A 15,461-nucleotide genomic window follows, 5' to 3' on the forward strand; every position below is an offset into this window, starting at 1 on the left:
GGAGTGCCGGGATCTTAGGAAGGTCGGATGGCCGTTTCGTTCGCCCATCTTCCGGTTCTGACCGATCCGGTGCTGCTGGCCTTCGCCGGGTTGCCTGGACAACACGACGGAGACGGCGAGTCGCTGCTGCTGGATTGCACCCTCGGCGGCGGTGGGCACAGTGCCCTGCTGCTGGCGGCCCACCCCAAGCTGCGCCTGATCGGCCTCGACCGGGACCCCGCCGCCCGGGCCGCGGCCGCCGAGCGGCTCGCCGCCTTCGGCGATCGGGCCGTGATCCACGCCGCCAACTTCGCCGACTTCACCCCGCCCGCTCCCCTGGTTGGGGTGCTGGCCGATCTGGGGGTCAGCAGTCCCCAGCTGGATGAACCCACCAGGGGATTCAGCTTCCGCGCCCCTGGCCCCCTGGACATGCGCATGGACCCGCAGACCGGCGAGACGGCCGCCGAGCTGATCGACCGGCTGGAGGAATCGACCCTGGCGGATCTGATCCATGGCTACGGCGAGGAGCGCCTGTCGCGCCGCATCGCCCGGCGCCTGGTGGCCGAGCGCCCCTGGACGGGCAGCGGCCGCAGCACCGCCGACCTGGCCTATGCGGTGGCCGGTTGCTTCCCCCCCAAGGCGCGCCACGGCCGGATCCATCCGGCCACCCGCACCTTCCAGGCCTTGCGGATCGCCGTCAATGACGAGCTGGGCGCCCTCGATCGGCTGCTGGCGGAAGCCCCCGGCTGGCTGGTGCCGGGGGGGCTGCTGGCGGTGATCAGCTTCCACTCCCTCGAGGACAGGCGCGTCAAGACGGCCTTCCTCACCGATCCGCGCCTGGAGCGGCTCACCCGCAAGCCGCTGGTCGCCAGCGAGGAGGAGGAGCAGGCCAATCCCCGCAGCCGTTCCGCCAAGCTGAGGGTCGCCCGCCGCGTGGCCTGAGCCGCTTCCCATGACCACGGCCAGCCTGCTGAGCCTCGATCGTGTCGATGTCCTCTGGTGGATCGCCCTGCTGATCCAGGCCCTTGCGATCCCCGGCACCGTGCTGCCGGTGGCGCCCGGCCTCACCTTGTTGCCCCTGGGCGCCTTGCTGTGGTGCTGGGCCGTGGGCTGGGCCGCCGGCTGGCCGGCCCTGCTGCTGGCCGTGGTGCTGCTCGCCCTGGGCTGGGGGGCCGAGGCCCTGGGCCTGCTGCTCGGTCCGGCCCGGTTGCAGGCCACCCGCTGGAGCTATGTCGGCGCTGGCCTCGGCCTGGTGGTGGGCCTGCTGGGGCTGCTGCCGGCCCTGCCGGTGGGCGGCCCCCTGCTTGGTGCCCTGGTGGGCCCCCTGCTCGGGGCCAGCCTCGGCGAGCTGCTGACCGCCCCGCCGTCCCTGGGGCCGCCGGGGCTGGGGCGGTTGCGCCGCTCCCTGCTGGTGGGCCTGGCGGTGGTGGCCGGGATGCTGGTGAGCCGCGTGGCCCAGCTGCTGCTGGCCCTGGTGGGGCTGCTGGGCTTCGTGCTGCTCACGGCGGGTCCCTTCGCCCCCCGGATCAGCGGCTGAGGGTGGGCGGCAGGGGATCGGCAGCGCCGCTGGCCAGCACCAGTTGCCGGTAGGCCGCCGTGGCGATGCAGACCACCAGTGGCCAGGCCACGAAGGCCCCTACCAGGCAGGCCAGCAGACCCAGCAGCATCAGCAGGCCCCCGATCAGGGTGAGCAGCAGCACCATCAACCAGCTGGGATCCACCAGGGCCCGCCCCCGTTGCAGGGCGGTGCGCGAGCCGGCCCGCTCAAACAGCACGATCTGGGTGAGGAAGCTCTGGTTGATCGCCAGATAGATCACGCCCAGCAGCAGCACGCCCAGGAGCAGGGTGAACACCACCGCCAGGCTCAGGCCCAGCACCTCCACCAGGGTGCGGCTGAACGGCACGAGCTGCTCGGCATAGATCCCGAGCAGCGCCAGGGGGCCGCCCACCACCAGCAGCAGGGCAACCAGGGGCACGAGCACCACCGCCGCCAACAGCAGCCAGGCCCGCAGCAGCCGCAGGAACACTTCGCCGTCCCAGCGCATCAGTTGCCCCAGGGAGGGGTGGCCGCCCTGGAGGGCGCTGCCGGCACCGCGCACCAGCCCGATGGCACACCAGAGATTCAGCAGCAGGTTGGCCGTCAGCCCGATCAGGTACAGGAGCCAGTCGAGGGGATCGCTGGAAGCCACGCCACCGTTGCTGATGTGGCTTTGCAGGGGCTGGATCAGGAACTGGAGGGCAATCACCACCAGGGGAAAGGCCACGAAGGGCCCCGGACTGCGGCTGAAGGCACGCCAGCCCTCCTGCAGGGCATCACCGAAGTCGAGCCGGAGCCCTGGCCGGCCGACGGGCGTGTGCATCAATGGAAGGCCATAGACCCCGAAAGCTAGACAGGCACTCGCAACTCCGCCACTGCGGCGCCAACGGCTGCCACGGCCACGTCGATGTCCGCCGCCGTTGTGCCCCGTCCCAGCCCGAAGCGGACCGTGGCGCCTGCGGCGCGGCGGTCGAGGCCGAGGGCGGCCAGCACATGGGACGGGCTGCCCTGGCTGCAGGCCGAACCGCTGCTCACCGCCAGCACCCGCCGCAGCTGCCGGTGCAGGCGGGTGCCGTCCACACCGTCCACGGTGACGCTGAGGCTGTGGGGCAGGGTGTGGAGCGGCTGGCCGTTGCGGCGCACAGCGCCGAGGGCCTCCAGTTCCCCCCATAACCGGTCGCGCAGGGCCCCGAGGCGTTCGGCCCGCTCCTGGCGGTCGGCCAGGGCTCCCGCCACGGCGGCGCCGAGGCCGACGATCAGGGGCACTGGCAGGGTGCCGCCCCGCAACCCACCCTCCTGGCCGCCGCCGAGCTGCTGGGGGGCCAGGGGCACTCCCGGACGCCGCAGCAGGGCGCCGACGCCTTTAGGGCCATAGAGCTTGTGGCCGCTGAGGCTGAGCAGGTCAATGCCGAGGTCGGCCATGGCCAGGGGGATGTGGCCCACCGCCTGGGCGGCGTCGCAGTGGAACAGCACCCCCCGCTCGCGGCAGAGGGCGCCGATGCTGGCCAGGGGCTGAAGCACCCCGATCTCGTTGTTCGCCGCCATCACCGACAGCAGCAGGGTGTCGGGACCCAGGGCCTGCGCCAGCTGTTCGGGATCGAGCAGGCCATCGGCCCCCACCGGCAGCACGGTGAGGGGAAAGCCGTGGCGCGCCAGCCAGGCCAGGGGCTCCAGCACCGCCCGATGCTCGCTGGCCAGGGTCACCAGCCGGCGGCGGGGCTCCCCCCGCTCCAGGGCCGCTTCGGCCACCCCGCGCAGCGCCAGATTGTTGGCTTCGGTGGCGCCGCTGGTGAAGATCACCGCCTCATCGCCCACACCCAGAGCCTCAGCCACCCGGGTGCGGGCGATGTCGACGGCCGCCCCCGCTTCCAGGGCCGGCCGGTACAGGCGGCTGGAGGCATTGGCGGGGTTCTCCGACCACCAGGGGGCCATGGCCGCCAGCACCGCCGGATCGCACGGGGTGCTCGCGTGGTGGTCGAGGTAGGTCAGCATGGAGCCATGCTGATCCGTCCCCGCCCCTCCGGTGCCCTCCCCCTGCGGCTGGCCGGTGCGCTGTCCATGGCCTTGCTGGCGGCGTCCTCCCTGGTGGTGGCCTGGCCAGCCGCCGCCCAGGACGACTCCCGCAGCAATGCCGAAAGCCGCCCGGTGGGTTTCAAGGTGCTGCTGGACAAGGTGACCCACCGGGGCCGGGAGGTGGTGGGCATCTACGGCCTTGTGAGCGAGCCCGCCCAGCCGGGGATGTGGCGTGTGCAGGTGTGGGAGGAGCTCGACGACAGGGTCACCGTCGCCACCGACAAGATCGGCTGCAGCCTCAGCAGTCCGATGAGGATCACCGGCACCGCCCGCCGGCTGATCATCCGCGAGCTCAATCCCGGCGGGGTGATCACTCCCGCCAATCGTCTCGATCACCTGATGTGGTGGGCCGTCTGCGTGCCCGCCGAGGCTGGCAAGGATCCCGCCAGCCTCGGCCCCCTTGCCCGCCAGCTCGGCTACAGCGGCCGGTTGCCCGAGAGGGAACAGGTGGTGCTTGGTCCCGGTCGATAGATTTCCCCCATGAGTCAAGAACCATCCGCCGCCGCCGGCCCCATCTCCGAGCCGTCCGGGACGGAGGAGCCACTCGAAGCCCCCGCCAGCACCCCCGTTCGGTTGCTGCTGGTGGACGACGAGCCCGGCCTGCGCACGGCGGTCAAGGCCTATCTGGAGGATGAGGGGTTTGCCGTCACCACCGCCAACGACGGCGAGGAGGGCTGGACGGCGGCCCAGGCCCAGATGCCCGATGTGGTGATCACCGACGTGATGATGCCCCGCTGCGACGGCTACGGCCTGCTGAAGCGGCTGCGGGCCGATGAGCGGCTCGGCGGCACGCCGGTGATCTTCCTCACCGCCAAGGGCATGACGGCCGACCGCATCGCCGGTTTCCAGGCCGGCGCCGACGACTACATCCCCAAGCCGTTCGACCCGGACGAACTGGTGGCCCGGGTGCGCAACGTGGTGCGCCGCCAGGAGCGGCTGCTGGCCGAGGCGGCCCGCTTCGCCGATGCCGACATCGGCGCCATGGCCCGCCAGATCACCGAGATCCGTTCGATGCTGGGGGGCGGCGGAGGCTCCGGCAGCGGCGGCAGTGCCAGGAAGCCCGTCACCGACGTCAAGCTCGACTTCACCCCCCGCGAGGCCAGTGTCCTGCAGCTGGTGGCGGAAGGAATGATGAACAAGGAGATCGCCCGGCGGCTGGAAACCTCGATCCGCAACGTGGAGAAGTACGTCAGCCGGCTGTTCATCAAGACCGGCACCGCCAGCCGGACCGAGCTGGTGCGCTTCGCCCTGGAGCATGGGCTGGTGGATTGAAGGCCTCCACCCCCCACCGCTGAGCCTGTCGCCGGGCTGGTTGCCGTCCCGCCTCAACAACGGCTGGACCTACAGCGACCGCCTTCCCCCCGCTGGGGCCCAGACAGGGATCGTGGCTTTTTACGCCGGCCGCTACCCCAACTCCAGTCCAGACGACTGGGAACGGCGCCTCGCCCGTGGCGAGATCAGCCGCAACGGCGATCGGCTGCTCTGGCACCGTCCCCCTTGGCAGGAGCCCGCTGTGCCAGGCGGCTGGGGTGTGATCCACGACGATGGCGATCTGCTGGTGATCGACAAGCCCAGCGGCCTGCCCGTGCTGCCGGCCGGAGGATTCCTCGAACACACCTTGCTGCGGCTGTTGGAGCGCCAGACCGCCGCCGAGCCGGCAGCGGCGCCTCCACCGCGGCCGGTGCACAGGCTGGGGCGCTTCACCTCCGGCCTCCTGGTCTGCGCCCGCCGCCCCGCCACCCGCGCCTGGCTAAGCAAGCGGTTGCGGGAGAGCAGCGCCGCCGGCGAAGGCGAGGCCCCGTCCTGCCGCAAGATCTACCGGACGCTGCTGCTGCCGGGGGCCTTGGAGCTGGAGCTGGGCGTGCCCCTGCGGATCACCATTCCCATCGGCCGCCGGGCCCACCCGTTGCTGGGGACGATCTGGTGTGCCGCCCCGGACGGGCTGGCCGCCAGCAGCCTGCTGACCCTGCTGCGGTGCCATCCGGACGGGGATCTGGCGCAGGTTGAGATCGCCACGGGCCGGCCCCATCAGATCCGCATCCACTGCGCCGCCGTTGGGGCGCCCTTGCTGGGTGATCCCCTGTATCTGCCAGGGGGATCTGCCCAGGCGGAGGTGCTGCCTGGGGACGGGGGTTACCGGCTGCATGCCCATCGGCTTGCCCTGGCCGGTCCCGATGGGGCCAGGCTCGCCTGGGAGGCGCCCCTGCCGGCGTGGGGGCCTGGGCTGGCTAGCGCCGGCTCAGCCGCGCTCGAAGGCGATCAGGCGTGAAAAATAGAAGGGGGCCTGGTTGAGGCTGCGGTGGACGGGGATGAAGCCGGCGGCGGCGGCAGCCGCCACGATTCCGTCTTCCCGAAGGGTGTAGGCGCGGGTGGTCTTGCTCGGTCCGGGGAACAGTTGGCCGATCTGCTTGAGCACCGCCAGCAGTGGCGTGTAGGGGGCGAAGCTGACGATCAGCTGGCGCTCGGCCATGGCCGCCAGGTGACGCACCATCGCTTCAGCGGCCGCCTGGGGGTAGTGGATGAAGACGTCCAGGCAGATCACCGTGTCGTAGCGACCCTGGAGGCTCTCCAGGTCGGAGGCGCTGAAGCTCAGCCGCTCGGACGCCAGGCCGGCCTCGGCGGCGCGGCGGCTGGCTTCGGCCACCATCGCCGCCGAGAGGTCGCTGGCGGCGATCGAGCCGGCCCCGAGGGCCGCCAGGGGCAGGCTGAGGCTGCCGACGCCGCAGCCGGCATCACAGAAGCTGCGGCTCGAGAGGTCGCCCTGCTGCTGCAGCCAGGCCAGCACCGCATCCACGGTCTTCTGGTGGCCGATGCGGATGTTGCGCTGGACCCGGTTCACCTCCTCGCTGTCGCTGTAGATGCGGTTCCAGCGTTCGAAGCCGGTGCTTTCGAAATAGGCCTGCACCTCGGCCTTCTCGGCCTGCGTCTCAGCCTGTGCCTCGGTGGGCGCGGGGGGTTGCAGTTCCGGGGGCATGGGGCGCAGGGCCAGTCAGGTGGGGCGGATCCTAGGGAGATGGGGCTGGGGCCATCCCCTTTGGCTCCCTGGCCCCGGCGTCCGGGCGCCGCCAGCGCAGGCTGCCGTCGTCCGCCGTGCTCCAGCGCAGGGTGTCCCCCAGGGGCCGCCCCAGCAGCAGTTGCTCCAGCGGCCGCTGCTCCCCCAGCAGGCGCCGGGGGGCCAGGGTGGCGGCGGCGATCGAGGCCGGCACCAGGCCGCCCCAGCGCGCCAGCCGCGTCACCCCCTCCAGCAACGGCAGGGTGACCCCGGCCAGGGTGCCGTCCTCCAGCCGGCAGCTGCCGTCCTGCACCAGCAGGAGCCGCTCGTCCCAGCGGTGGGTGCCGTCGGCGAGCCCATAGGGGGCCAGGGCATCGCTGACGATCACCAGCTGGCGGGGCGCCAGCCGCTGCAGCAGCACGGCCATCGTCGGGGCCACGTGGACGCCGTCGGCGATGAGCCCCAGGGCCACCTCCCCCTGGCGCAGCGCCGCGCCGACGGGCCCCGGGGCGCGGTGGTGCAGACCGGCCATGGCGTTGAAACTGTGGGTGAGCATCCCCACCCCCTGCCCGAAGGACTGCCGGGCCTGCTCCTCATCGGCGCCGCTGTGGCCCAGGCTCACCACCACGCCGGCGGCCCGCAGGGCGTCGATCAGCTCAGCGGCCCCCTCCAGCTCCGGTGCCAGGGTCACCAGGGCGACATCGGCCTCGGCCCCACCCCCGAAGCCATCGATCAGGGCCCGCAGCGCAGCCCGGCTGGGGACCTGAAGGTGCTGGGCCGGGTGGGCGCCGCGCCGCTCCGGGGCCAGGAATGGCCCCTCCAGATGGGCACCCAGCAGCCGGCAGCGCCCGGGTCGATGGCGGCGGCGGGCCTCGGATAGCACCGTCAGGGCCTGGCGCAGGGCCTCTGGGGCGCAGGTCACCAGGGTGGGGCAGATGGCTTCCACCCCATCGCGCCAGAGCAGCTCCAGCAACGCCTGCAGGCGGGGCAGATCGCTGGACGTCAGTTCGGGGAAGGCCAGCCCCAGGCCGCCGTTGATCTGCAGGTCCACCCCCCCCGGGGACAGCCAGTCGCCGCCCCAGTCCTCGCCGGCGGCCCGGCTTCCCGCTGGCGTGGGCCGCACCCGGGCGATCAGCCCATCGTGGTCGACACCGACCCGCCAGCGCCTTCCCGCCACTCCGCAGGCCGGGTCATCGCCCGCCAGTCGCAGGTTGGTCAGCCAGCGCATCCGGGCAGCCGCGGGACGGGACAATGCCATCCTCGCCGCCTGCGCCCCATGGATCCCGCCCCCCCTGCTTCCGTACCCACTCCAGCGCCCCGGGTCGCGATCGTGATGGGCAGCGATTCCGACCTGCCGACGCTGGAGCCGGCCGTGCGGATCCTGGAGAAATTGGGGGTGGCCAGCGAGGTGCGGGTGCTTTCGGCCCACCGCACCCCACGGGAAATGGCGGCCTTCGCCGAGGCAGCCGCCTCCCGTGGCTTGCGGGTGATCATCGCCGGGGCTGGCGGGGCGGCCCACCTGCCCGGCATGGTGGCGGCCTTCTGCCTGCTGCCGGTGATCGGCGTGCCCGTGCGCAGCCAGGCCCTCTCCGGGGTGGATTCCCTGCACTCCATCGTGCAGATGCCGGCGGGTGTCCCGGTGGCCACGGTGGCCATCGGCGGCGGCCTCAACGCCGGTCTGCTGGCGGCCTCGATGCTGGCCATCGCCGATCCGGTGCTCGCTGAGGCCCTGGAGGCCTACAGGCGCGGACTGCATGACCAGGTGGTGGCCAAGGATGCGCGCCTGCAGGCCCTGGGCAGCGCCGCCTACCTGGAAGCGATGGGCCAGGGATGAAGCGCTGGCCGTTGCCGGCCCGGCAGGCCAAGCTGATGAGAGTTCATCGATCCACCGGGGCCGTGCCCGGCTCCCGCTGATGCTCGAGCGGCTGGTGCTGCCCCCCTGGCTGCGGTTCTCCCTGGCCCTGCCCCTGCTGGTGCTCAACCTGTGGGTGCTGCGTCAGTTGCTGGTGCCCCTAGCGCCGTTCCCGGCCCTGTTCCTGACGGCGGCCCTGCTGGCGTTCCTGCTCGATATCCCCAGCCGCTGGTTGATCCAGCGCGGTCTGCCACGGCCGGTGGCGCTGCTGCTGGTGCTGGGGCTGAGCCTCTCGGTGGTGGTGCTGGCGGCGCTGGTGCTGGTGCCTCGGCTTGTGGAGCAGCTGGGTGACCTGGTGCTGGCCCTGCCCAGCTGGCTGGCCCAGGGGGAAACCCTGCTGGAGCAGCTCCAGAGCTGGGCCACCGAGCGGGGGCTGCCCACCGACTTCGGGGGGATCAGCAGCGAACTGATCGCCCGCACCAGCAAGATCGCGTCCCAGCTCAGCCAGCAGGTGCTGGGGATCCTGGGGGCCACCGTCAGCATCACCGTCAACACGGTGATCGTCCTGGTGCTGGCGGTGTTTCTGCTGCTGGGGGGTGAAGGCATCGCCAAAGGCCTGGCCGAATGGCTTCCCTCCGGCACCCGCGCCCTGGTGCTCACCACCCTCGATCGCACCTTTCGGGGCTACTTCGCCGGCCAGGTGGTGCTGGCCCTGATCCTCAGCGGTGCCCAGAGCCTGGTGTTCACCCTCCTGGGGATCCCCTACGGCGTGCTGTTTGCGGTGGCGATCGGCTTCACCACCCTGATTCCCTACGCCAGTGCCCTCACCATCGTGGGGGTGAGCGTGCTGCTGGCGCTTCAGGATCCCCGCACCGGCCTGGAGGTGCTGGCGGTGGCGATCAGTGTCGGTCAGGTGGTCGACCAGGTCATCCAGCCGCGGCTGATGGGGTCGATCGTGGGTCTGCAGCCGGCCTGGCTGCTGATCAGCCTGCCGATCGGAGCCCGCCTTGGGGGCCTGTTGGGGCTGGGGGAACTGCTGGGCCTGCTCCTGGCAGTGCCGGTGGCCAGCTGCGCCAAGACCTTCCTCGATGCCTGGGCCCTGCGGCTTCGCAGGGACTGGCCCGAGCCGGAGCCATTCAGGGCTCTGCCGGAGCCGGAATGATGCCGCGGCGCTCCAGTTCGGCCATCACCTGGGCCACAGAGTCGTCGAGGCTCTGTTCGCCGGTGGCCACCCGCAGCTCGGGGGCCTCGGGCGCCTCATAGGGGCTCGAGATGCCGGTGAATTCCTTGATCTCCCCGGCCCGGGCCTTGGCATAGAGCCCCTTGGTGTCCCGTTGCTCGCAGACGTCCAGGTCGGCGGCGCAGTGGATCTCCAGGAAATCGCCCGCCTCCACCAGATCGCGGGCCCGCTGGCGATCCGCCTGGAAGGGGGAGACGAAGGCGGTGAGCACCACCACGCCGGCATCCAGGAACAGCTTGGCCACCTCACCGATCCGACGGATGTTCTCCTCGCGGTCGGCGTCGGAGAAGCCCAGATCGCTGCACAGCCCATGGCGCACGTTGTCGCCATCGAGCACATAACAGGCCAGCCCCTGCTCGAACAGGGCCGAATTCACCGCATTGGCCAGGGTGCTCTTCCCCGCTCCCGAGAGCCCCGTGAACCAGAGGATGGCGCTGCGGTGGCCGCGCTGGTGGGCCCGGGCAGCGCGGCTCACGGTGGAGTGGTGCCAGACGATGTTGGTGGCCTTGGCAGGCGAGGTCATCTCGGACACGGAAACGGGGCGGCGGCTTCGGGCCGCATTCTCCCCTACCCCCCCGACTGATTCGGCCGATAGCCGTCGTGCTCGAGGGCAGCCAGGGCCGCCGCCACATGGTCTCCCTGGAGTTCGATCACCCCGTCCTTGAAGGTGCCGCCGGTGCCGGTACCAGCCTTCAGCCGCTTAAGCAGCTGGCGCGCTTCGGCCTCCGGGGCCACCAACCCCGTGATCGTGGTGACGAGCTTGCCGCCTTTCCCAGCCTTGGTGCGCTGCACGCGCACCCTCTGCAGGGACTTGGGGGGCTGGGCCGATGGGGACTCTGGCCGTTGCAGGCTCTCCGACCCGCTGAACTCCCTCCAGCCGCCTTTAGGCATGGGTGCGCACCCCCATCAGGAGCTGTTGCATGGGACGGCATTTCGGTGGCGTCGTTGCCATCATCCCTGCGACAGATCCTTTCATCCTTGGCCCCGAAGTGATCTGCCTGGCCATTGAGGCCGATCAGGCCGTGCAGCAGGGATGGCTGGGCTGGCACTGGGTGTGTCCCTGACGCCCCGGAGGATGCGTACCTAGTGTTGAAGCCCCCTCAGTACCGCCGGTGACCAGCACCGTCCCTACCCGCCACGTCGACCCGGCCGAGCTGCAGCCGTCGGTCCGTCCGGATGGCCTGGGCCGTTTCGGCCCCTTCGGTGGTCAGTACGTGCCCGAAACCCTGATGCCCGCCCTGGCGGAGCTGGAGGCTGCCGCGGCTGAGGCCTGGGCTGATCCCGCCTTCACCGCCCGGCTGGATCACCTGCTGCGCCATTACGTGGGGCGACCCACGCCCCTGTACGAGGCCGAGCGCCTCACCGCCCACTACCGCCGTCCGGAGGGGGGGCCGCGCCTGTGGCTGAAGCGCGAGGACCTCAACCACACCGGCGCCCACAAGATCAACAACGCCCTGGGCCAGGCCCTGCTGGCGCTGCGGATGGGCAAGCAGCGGATCATCGCCGAAACCGGCGCCGGCCAGCACGGCGTGGCCACGGCCACGGTCTGTGCCCGCTTCGGGCTGGACTGCGTCATCTACATGGGCGCCGAGGACATGCGCCGCCAGGCCCTGAACGTGTTCCGGATGCGGTTGCTGGGTGCCAGGGTGCAGCCGGTGACCGCCGGCAGCGCCACCCTCAAGGACGCCACCAGCGAAGCCATCCGCGACTGGGTGACCAACGTGGAGAGCACCCACTACATCCTCGGTTCGGTGGCCGGGCCGCACCCCTACCCGATGCTGGTGCGGGATTTCCATGCGGTGATCGGCCAGGAGGCCAAACGCCAGTGCCATGAGGCCTTCGGGCGGCTGCCGGATGTGCTGATCGCCTGCGTGGGCGGCGGCTCCAACGCCATGGGCCTGTTCCATCCCTTCGTTGAGGACGCCGGTGTCCGCCTGATCGGGGTGGAGGCGGCCGGCGAGGGTGTGGCCACCGGTCGCCATGCCGCCACGATCACCGAAGGGCGGGTGGGGGTGCTGCACGGCGCCATGAGCCTGCTGCTGCAGGACGAGGAAGGCCAGGTGCAGGAGGCCCATTCGATCAGTGCTGGCCTCGATTACCCGGGCGTGGGGCCGGAGCACAGCTATCTCAAGGGCATCGGCCGGGCGGAATACGCCGCGGTCACCGACGACCAAGCCCTCGAAGCTCTGCAACGGGTGAGCGAGCTGGAGGGCATCATCCCGGCCCTGGAGACGGCCCATGCCTTCGCGTGGCTGGAATCCCTCTGCCCCACCCTGGCGCCTGGCACTGAGGTGGTGCTGAATCTCTCCGGCCGCGGCGACAAGGACGTCAACACCGTGGCCGAGCGGCTGGGGGGCCGCCTGGAGGGCGCCGGCTAACGCAGCCGGGGGGCTCGCCAACCCGTGCTTCAGAGCGGATCCTGTTCCCAGGGGAAACGGGGCAGCTTGTTGAGGCCTTCCTGCATGTGGCGGGACCATACATCCATGGTGTGCTGGATCTCCGGGGCCTCCTTTTCGAGTTTGAGGCGCCGGCCCACCTTGAACTCGTCGCGGCGCACCAGGGCGATCTCGAAGGGTGGCCCCACGGTGAGGTTGGAGCGCCGGGTGACGATCTCCGATACCAGGCAGAGGCGCGCCGCATCCTCCAGGGAGAGGTCGGGTCGGCCGATGTAATCGAGAGGGGGCTTGCCGTACTTGGTTTCGCCGATCTGCAGGAAGGGGGTGTCGGCGGTGGCCATGATCGCGTTGCCCTGGGGATAGATCATGTAGAGCCCGTGGGGCTGGCCGGCGATCTGGCCCCCGAGGATGAAGCTGGCTTCACCGCTGGCGCCCGCCTGCCGCAGGTTGGGATTGAACTCCTTCTGGACCATCACATTGAGCCGGCCGATGTAATCGGCCACCTCAAACAGGTATCGGGCCGTGAGCATGCTCGGTCCGGCCGGGGGCTCGTCCTGGCGGCTCCACTGGGGGCTGGGGCCGGCGCCATGGTTCTCGATGTCACGGCGGATGCGGTTCAGCACGGCCTGGGTGGTACCCAGGTTGCCGGCCGCCATCAGCACGAACAGCCGATCGGGGGCCGGTGCCAGCACATGCATCTTGCTGTAGCTGGAGATGTAATCCACCCCTGCGTTGGTGCGGGAGTCGGAGGCGAACACCAGGCCGCTTTGGAGCAGAAAGCCGAGGCAATAGGTCATCAGCTGAGCAGCCTCTCCAGGATCGAGGCCACCGACTGGACCGCCGAGCGGGCGGTGGCGTAGGCCATGCGCATCGGCCCCACCAAGCCCACCTGGCCGAGGCCGCCATGGCCTGTGCGGTAGGTGGCCTGGACCACCGAGCACTGCCCGAGGGCCGCATGGGGGTGTTCCGTGCCGATCCAGATGGCGTCGCTGGCGATGGCCTCGGGGTAGCCGCTGAGCCCCAGCAGGGCGCGGGGGCCGTGCTCCACCAACTGCACCACCGGAAGCAGGCTGGAGCTGTAGCTGAACTCGGGTTGCGCCAGCAGTCCCCCCAGGCCGGCAGCCACGACGGCGTCGAGCTCCTCGCTGCGGATGCGGCCGTGGCTGTCGAGGGCCTGGCGCAGCAGGCCGCCGCTGCGGCGCAGTTCCGCCGGCAAGCGCTCCCAGGGGATGCGGCCGTCGCCACCGGAGCGGAGCTGCTGGTTGCACCAGCGCTCCAGGATGGGCAGTTCTCCCTCCAGACCGGCGCCGAGGCGCAGGTTCAGGCTGGTGCTGAAGTCGGGCCCCTGGACCAGGAACACCAGAAGCCGGTCGCCGCTGGGCACGAGCCGCACCGCCTGGAGCAGGGGGCTGGGCCGTTGGGGCCGGGTGATCAGGCTGAGCAGGCCAGTGAGATCGGCCAGGCGACGGGCCAGATGCAGCAGCAGATCGTCAAGGGCGGCCCATTGCAGGCTGATCCCGGCCAGCTCCCGCTCCAGCTGCAGGGCGGCGGCCCCCGGGGCTGGCAGCAGCTGATCGACGTACAGGCGGTAGCCCCGCTGGCTGGGGATCCGGCCGGCTGAAGTGTGCGGCTGGGTCAGCAGGCCACGCTGTTCCAGGGCCCCCATCGCCGTGCGCACCGTGGCGGGGCTGGCGGGCAGCCCGAAGCGACGCACCAGCGTGTTGCTGCCCACGGGTTCGACGGTGTCCACGTAATGCCGCACCGTGGCTCGGAGGACCTCCTGTTGTCGGCGCGGCAGCGTGTCCAAGGACTGGGGGAAAAGCTGATTGAGAACAGATCTACGACTCTAGGTAGGAGAGGACCCTTCAACCCGTCTGGGCGTGCGCTCAGTAACGGGGAACCTGGGGATCCACCTCCCGGCTCCAGGCGTCGATGCCGCCTTTCAGGTTCCAGACGTCCCCAAAGCCCTGGTCCTGGATCAGCCAGCAGCCGAAGTCCCAGCTGCGGATGCCGGCATGGCACAGCACCACCACCGTCTGCTGCCGGTCCAGCAAGGTCTCCAGTTGCGGCAGCCAATCCCGGTGACGGCTCAGGGGCAGATGCAGCACCGCATGGGGCAGCTGGGCCAGGGCCAGTTCAGCGTCTTCGCGCACGTCCACGACCCGAAGCGGTTCCCCCGCCGAGAGGCGCCGTTGCAGGTCCACGGCGGGGAGAGTGCGGGGGGTCCCCGGGCGGGTCGGCTCGTCCATGGGGGGCTTTGAAGCGGGGGTGGCGTCAGGATGGTCCCACCCTGCTGAGAACGCATGAAGGCCCGCCCATTCCTGGCGGTGCTGCTGGCCCTGGTGCTGGTGGTGTTCGGTCTGGGACTCGGTGGCTGGTGGCTGGTGTGGCAACGCAGTGCCCTGCGGCTGCAGCGCCTGCCGCTGGTGGTCCCCCGGGCGGCCCAGTTCGTGCCCAGGGATGCGCCACTCAGTTTTCATCTGTTCAGCGACGGCGACCAGCCCCTGGATTACGCCCGCGCCGTCGCCCCGCCCCGCCAGCGGGGTCAGGCGGCGGCGGCGGTCGGCCGGCTGCGCGACGGGGCCTTCGCCGCGGCGGGTCTCGACTACGAAACGGAACTGCGCTCCTGGCTGGCCTCACCGGTGGGTCTGGCCCTGTTCGAGGCGGACGCCGGCGACGCCGCCGGTGCCTCCAGGGGAGGCTGGCTGCTGGCGCTGGGCAGCCGTGACGATGACGGTGCCCGCCAGTTTCTGCAGCGCTTCTGGCAGACCCGCAGCCTGGCGGGCACCGATCTCCAGATCAGCACCTACCGGGGCATGGGTCTGATCAGCGGCCGGGGGGCCCTGCTGGGCCGCACGCCGATGCCTCTGGCCACGGCCCTGGTGGATGACGACCTCGTCCTGATCGCCTCGGGACGGGGTGTGCTGGAGCAGGCACTGGACGTGTCCCAGATTCCTGAGCTCAACCAGGCCGGTCAGCCGTCCTTCCAGGAGGGGCTGCGGCGGCTTGGCACCGGTGTGGCCCTGCTCCAGGCAGCCCCCGGAGCCCTGGAGCGCTGGCTGGGGCTGCCGCTGCCGGCCCCTGCCGACCAGCGGCCCGGCGGGCTGCTTCTGGCCCTGCGACCCGAAGGGCGGAGCCTGAGGCTGTCCGCCCTGCTGGGACTACCGCCGGAGATGGTGTTGCCGGCTGTCGGCGCCGATGTCGGCCTGGGCCGGGAGTTGCTGGCCGCCCTGCACCTCCAAGTTTCCAGCCTCGCCCTGGTGCAGGATCCCGCCACCATCGCCACAATCCCCCTTCTGCAGCCGCTGCTCGCCCGCCTGGTCGGGGCGGCGGACGCAGCGGGCCCGGTGCCCGCCCTGGTGGTGGGGGCCGATGGGGGGCCGCTGCTGGCC

Annotated in this window: 18 protein-coding genes; 9 read left to right on the forward strand and 9 right to left on the reverse strand. The window is 71.3% G+C overall.

Translation table 11 applies throughout. The features are described from left to right. The first annotated feature begins 27 nt into the window (after positions 1-27). Both rsmH and KQ305_RS06790 read left to right on the forward strand, forming a co-directional pair. A complete protein-coding gene (gene rsmH / locus KQ305_RS06785) occupies positions 28-921 on the forward strand; it encodes a 16S rRNA (cytosine(1402)-N(4))-methyltransferase RsmH (RefSeq protein WP_259724658.1) in 894 nt (297 codons plus the stop codon). Between the two features lie 10 nt (positions 922-931). Then, positions 932-1,516, forward strand: coding sequence for a DUF456 family protein (locus KQ305_RS06790; protein WP_259724659.1), 585 nt, complete (start codon positions 932-934; stop codon positions 1,514-1,516). Here the strand turns inward: KQ305_RS06790 and KQ305_RS06795 are convergent. Then, positions 1,506-2,339 (reverse strand): hypothetical protein, encoded by an 834-nt coding sequence (locus KQ305_RS06795; protein WP_259724660.1) that lies wholly within the window; start codon positions 2,337-2,339, stop codon positions 1,506-1,508. The two genes, KQ305_RS06790 and KQ305_RS06795, sit on opposite strands and share 11 nt — an antisense overlap. 26 nt (positions 2,340-2,365) lie before the next feature. After that, a complete protein-coding gene (locus KQ305_RS06800) occupies positions 2,366-3,508 on the reverse strand; it encodes a cysteine desulfurase family protein (RefSeq protein ID WP_259724661.1) in 1,143 nt (380 codons plus the stop codon). A 6-nt stretch (positions 3,509-3,514) separates the two neighbouring features. Here KQ305_RS06800 and KQ305_RS06805 point away from each other — a divergent pair, with 6 nt between their 5' ends. The 3 genes from KQ305_RS06805 to KQ305_RS06815 are packed head-to-tail and all read left to right on the forward strand — an operon-like array spanning position 3,515 to position 5,858. Next, complete coding sequence (locus tag KQ305_RS06805; RefSeq protein ID WP_259724662.1) at positions 3,515-4,060, forward strand: hypothetical protein; 546 nt, start codon at positions 3,515-3,517, stop codon at positions 4,058-4,060. A 9-nt stretch (positions 4,061-4,069) separates the two neighbouring features. Continuing rightward, the gene (locus tag KQ305_RS06810; RefSeq protein ID WP_259724663.1) at positions 4,070-4,861 is read left to right on the forward strand and encodes a response regulator transcription factor; all 792 of its coding nucleotides are present in this window, start codon (positions 4,070-4,072) and stop codon (positions 4,859-4,861) included. After that, complete coding sequence (locus tag KQ305_RS06815) at positions 4,845-5,858, forward strand: pseudouridine synthase (RefSeq protein WP_259724664.1); 1,014 nt, start codon at positions 4,845-4,847, stop codon at positions 5,856-5,858. Before KQ305_RS06810 ends, KQ305_RS06815 begins: the two co-directional genes overlap by 17 nt. Here the strand turns inward: KQ305_RS06815 and bchM are convergent. Next, the gene (gene bchM, locus KQ305_RS06820; RefSeq protein ID WP_259724665.1) at positions 5,829-6,563 is read right to left on the reverse strand and encodes a magnesium protoporphyrin IX methyltransferase; all 735 of its coding nucleotides are present in this window, start codon (positions 6,561-6,563) and stop codon (positions 5,829-5,831) included. The genes KQ305_RS06815 and bchM overlap by 30 nt on opposite strands. Before the next feature lie 31 nt (positions 6,564-6,594). Next, complete coding sequence (locus KQ305_RS06825) at positions 6,595-7,809, reverse strand: N-acetylglucosamine-6-phosphate deacetylase (protein ID WP_259724666.1); 1,215 nt, start codon at positions 7,807-7,809, stop codon at positions 6,595-6,597. A 48-nt stretch (positions 7,810-7,857) separates the two neighbouring features. Here KQ305_RS06825 and purE point away from each other — a divergent pair, with 48 nt between their 5' ends. Next, entirely contained in the window at positions 7,858-8,415 is a 558-nt protein-coding gene (gene purE / locus KQ305_RS06830; RefSeq protein WP_259724667.1) for a 5-(carboxyamino)imidazole ribonucleotide mutase, read from the forward strand. A gap of 79 nt (positions 8,416-8,494) precedes the next feature. After that, positions 8,495-9,595, forward strand: a complete 1,101-nt coding sequence (locus tag KQ305_RS06835) for an AI-2E family transporter (RefSeq protein WP_259724668.1) — start codon at positions 8,495-8,497, stop codon at positions 9,593-9,595. On the opposite strand, the gene cysC is transcribed toward KQ305_RS06835, so the two are convergent. Both cysC and KQ305_RS06845 read right to left on the reverse strand, forming a co-directional pair. Then, positions 9,570-10,196: an adenylyl-sulfate kinase gene (cysC, locus tag KQ305_RS06840; protein WP_259724669.1), complete on the reverse strand. Its 627-nt coding sequence runs from the start codon at positions 10,194-10,196 to the stop codon at positions 9,570-9,572. The two genes, KQ305_RS06835 and cysC, sit on opposite strands and share 26 nt — an antisense overlap. Positions 10,197-10,240: 44 nt before the next feature. After that, positions 10,241-10,564, reverse strand: a complete 324-nt coding sequence (locus KQ305_RS06845; RefSeq protein WP_259724670.1) for a translation initiation factor — start codon at positions 10,562-10,564, stop codon at positions 10,241-10,243. A gap of 221 nt (positions 10,565-10,785) precedes the next feature. Between KQ305_RS06845 and trpB the strand changes: the two genes are divergently transcribed. Then, on the forward strand, positions 10,786-12,051 hold the full coding sequence (trpB, locus tag KQ305_RS06850; protein WP_259724671.1) for a tryptophan synthase subunit beta: 1,266 nt from the start codon (positions 10,786-10,788) through the stop codon (positions 12,049-12,051). Between the two features lie 29 nt (positions 12,052-12,080). On the opposite strand, the gene KQ305_RS06855 is transcribed toward trpB, so the two are convergent. The 3 genes from KQ305_RS06855 to KQ305_RS06865 form a co-directional block, all read right to left on the reverse strand. Further along, positions 12,081-12,866 carry a 20S proteasome subunit A/B gene (locus tag KQ305_RS06855; protein ID WP_259724672.1) on the reverse strand — a complete coding sequence of 262 codons (786 nt, stop codon included), beginning with the start codon at positions 12,864-12,866 and terminating at the stop codon, positions 12,081-12,083. Next, a complete protein-coding gene (locus KQ305_RS06860; protein WP_259724673.1) occupies positions 12,866-13,876 on the reverse strand; it encodes a heat-inducible transcriptional repressor HrcA in 1,011 nt (336 codons plus the stop codon). Before KQ305_RS06860 ends, KQ305_RS06855 begins: the two co-directional genes overlap by 1 nt. 79 nt (positions 13,877-13,955) lie before the next feature. Then, positions 13,956-14,318: a rhodanese-like domain-containing protein gene (locus tag KQ305_RS06865; protein WP_259724674.1), complete on the reverse strand. Its 363-nt coding sequence runs from the start codon at positions 14,316-14,318 to the stop codon at positions 13,956-13,958. A 54-nt stretch (positions 14,319-14,372) separates the two neighbouring features. Here KQ305_RS06865 and KQ305_RS06870 point away from each other — a divergent pair. Continuing rightward, on the forward strand, positions 14,373-15,461 hold a 1,089-nt coding region (locus KQ305_RS06870), incomplete at its 3' end, for a DUF3352 domain-containing protein (protein ID WP_259724675.1).

This window comes from Synechococcus sp. CS-1332, assembly GCF_025127995.1.
Taxonomy (GTDB): Bacteria; Cyanobacteriota; Cyanobacteriia; order PCC-6307; family Cyanobiaceae; genus Cyanobium.

Coding starts and splice junctions, on each gene's coding strand:
- rsmH (WP_259724658.1), top strand. CDS start 28: ATGGCCGTTTCGTTCGCCCATCTTCCGGTTCTGACCGATCCGGTGCTG.
- KQ305_RS06790 (WP_259724659.1), top strand. CDS start 932: ATGACCACGGCCAGCCTGCTGAGCCTCGATCGTGTCGATGTCCTCTGG.
- KQ305_RS06795 (WP_259724660.1), bottom strand. CDS start 2,339: ATGCACACGCCCGTCGGCCGGCCAGGGCTCCGGCTCGACTTCGGTGAT.
- KQ305_RS06800 (WP_259724661.1), bottom strand. CDS start 3,508: ATGCTGACCTACCTCGACCACCACGCGAGCACCCCGTGCGATCCGGCG.
- KQ305_RS06805 (WP_259724662.1), top strand. CDS start 3,515: ATGCTGATCCGTCCCCGCCCCTCCGGTGCCCTCCCCCTGCGGCTGGCC.
- KQ305_RS06810 (WP_259724663.1), top strand. CDS start 4,070: ATGAGTCAAGAACCATCCGCCGCCGCCGGCCCCATCTCCGAGCCGTCC.
- KQ305_RS06815 (WP_259724664.1), top strand. CDS start 4,845: ATGGGCTGGTGGATTGAAGGCCTCCACCCCCCACCGCTGAGCCTGTCG.
- bchM (WP_259724665.1), bottom strand. CDS start 6,563: ATGCCCCCGGAACTGCAACCCCCCGCGCCCACCGAGGCACAGGCTGAG.
- KQ305_RS06825 (WP_259724666.1), bottom strand. CDS start 7,809: ATGCGCTGGCTGACCAACCTGCGACTGGCGGGCGATGACCCGGCCTGC.
- purE (WP_259724667.1), top strand. CDS start 7,858: ATGGATCCCGCCCCCCCTGCTTCCGTACCCACTCCAGCGCCCCGGGTC.
- KQ305_RS06835 (WP_259724668.1), top strand. CDS start 8,495: ATGCTCGAGCGGCTGGTGCTGCCCCCCTGGCTGCGGTTCTCCCTGGCC.
- cysC (WP_259724669.1), bottom strand. CDS start 10,196: ATGACCTCGCCTGCCAAGGCCACCAACATCGTCTGGCACCACTCCACC.
- KQ305_RS06845 (WP_259724670.1), bottom strand. CDS start 10,564: ATGCCTAAAGGCGGCTGGAGGGAGTTCAGCGGGTCGGAGAGCCTGCAA.
- KQ305_RS06855 (WP_259724672.1), bottom strand. CDS start 12,866: ATGACCTATTGCCTCGGCTTTCTGCTCCAAAGCGGCCTGGTGTTCGCC.
- KQ305_RS06865 (WP_259724674.1), bottom strand. CDS start 14,318: ATGGACGAGCCGACCCGCCCGGGGACCCCCCGCACTCTCCCCGCCGTG.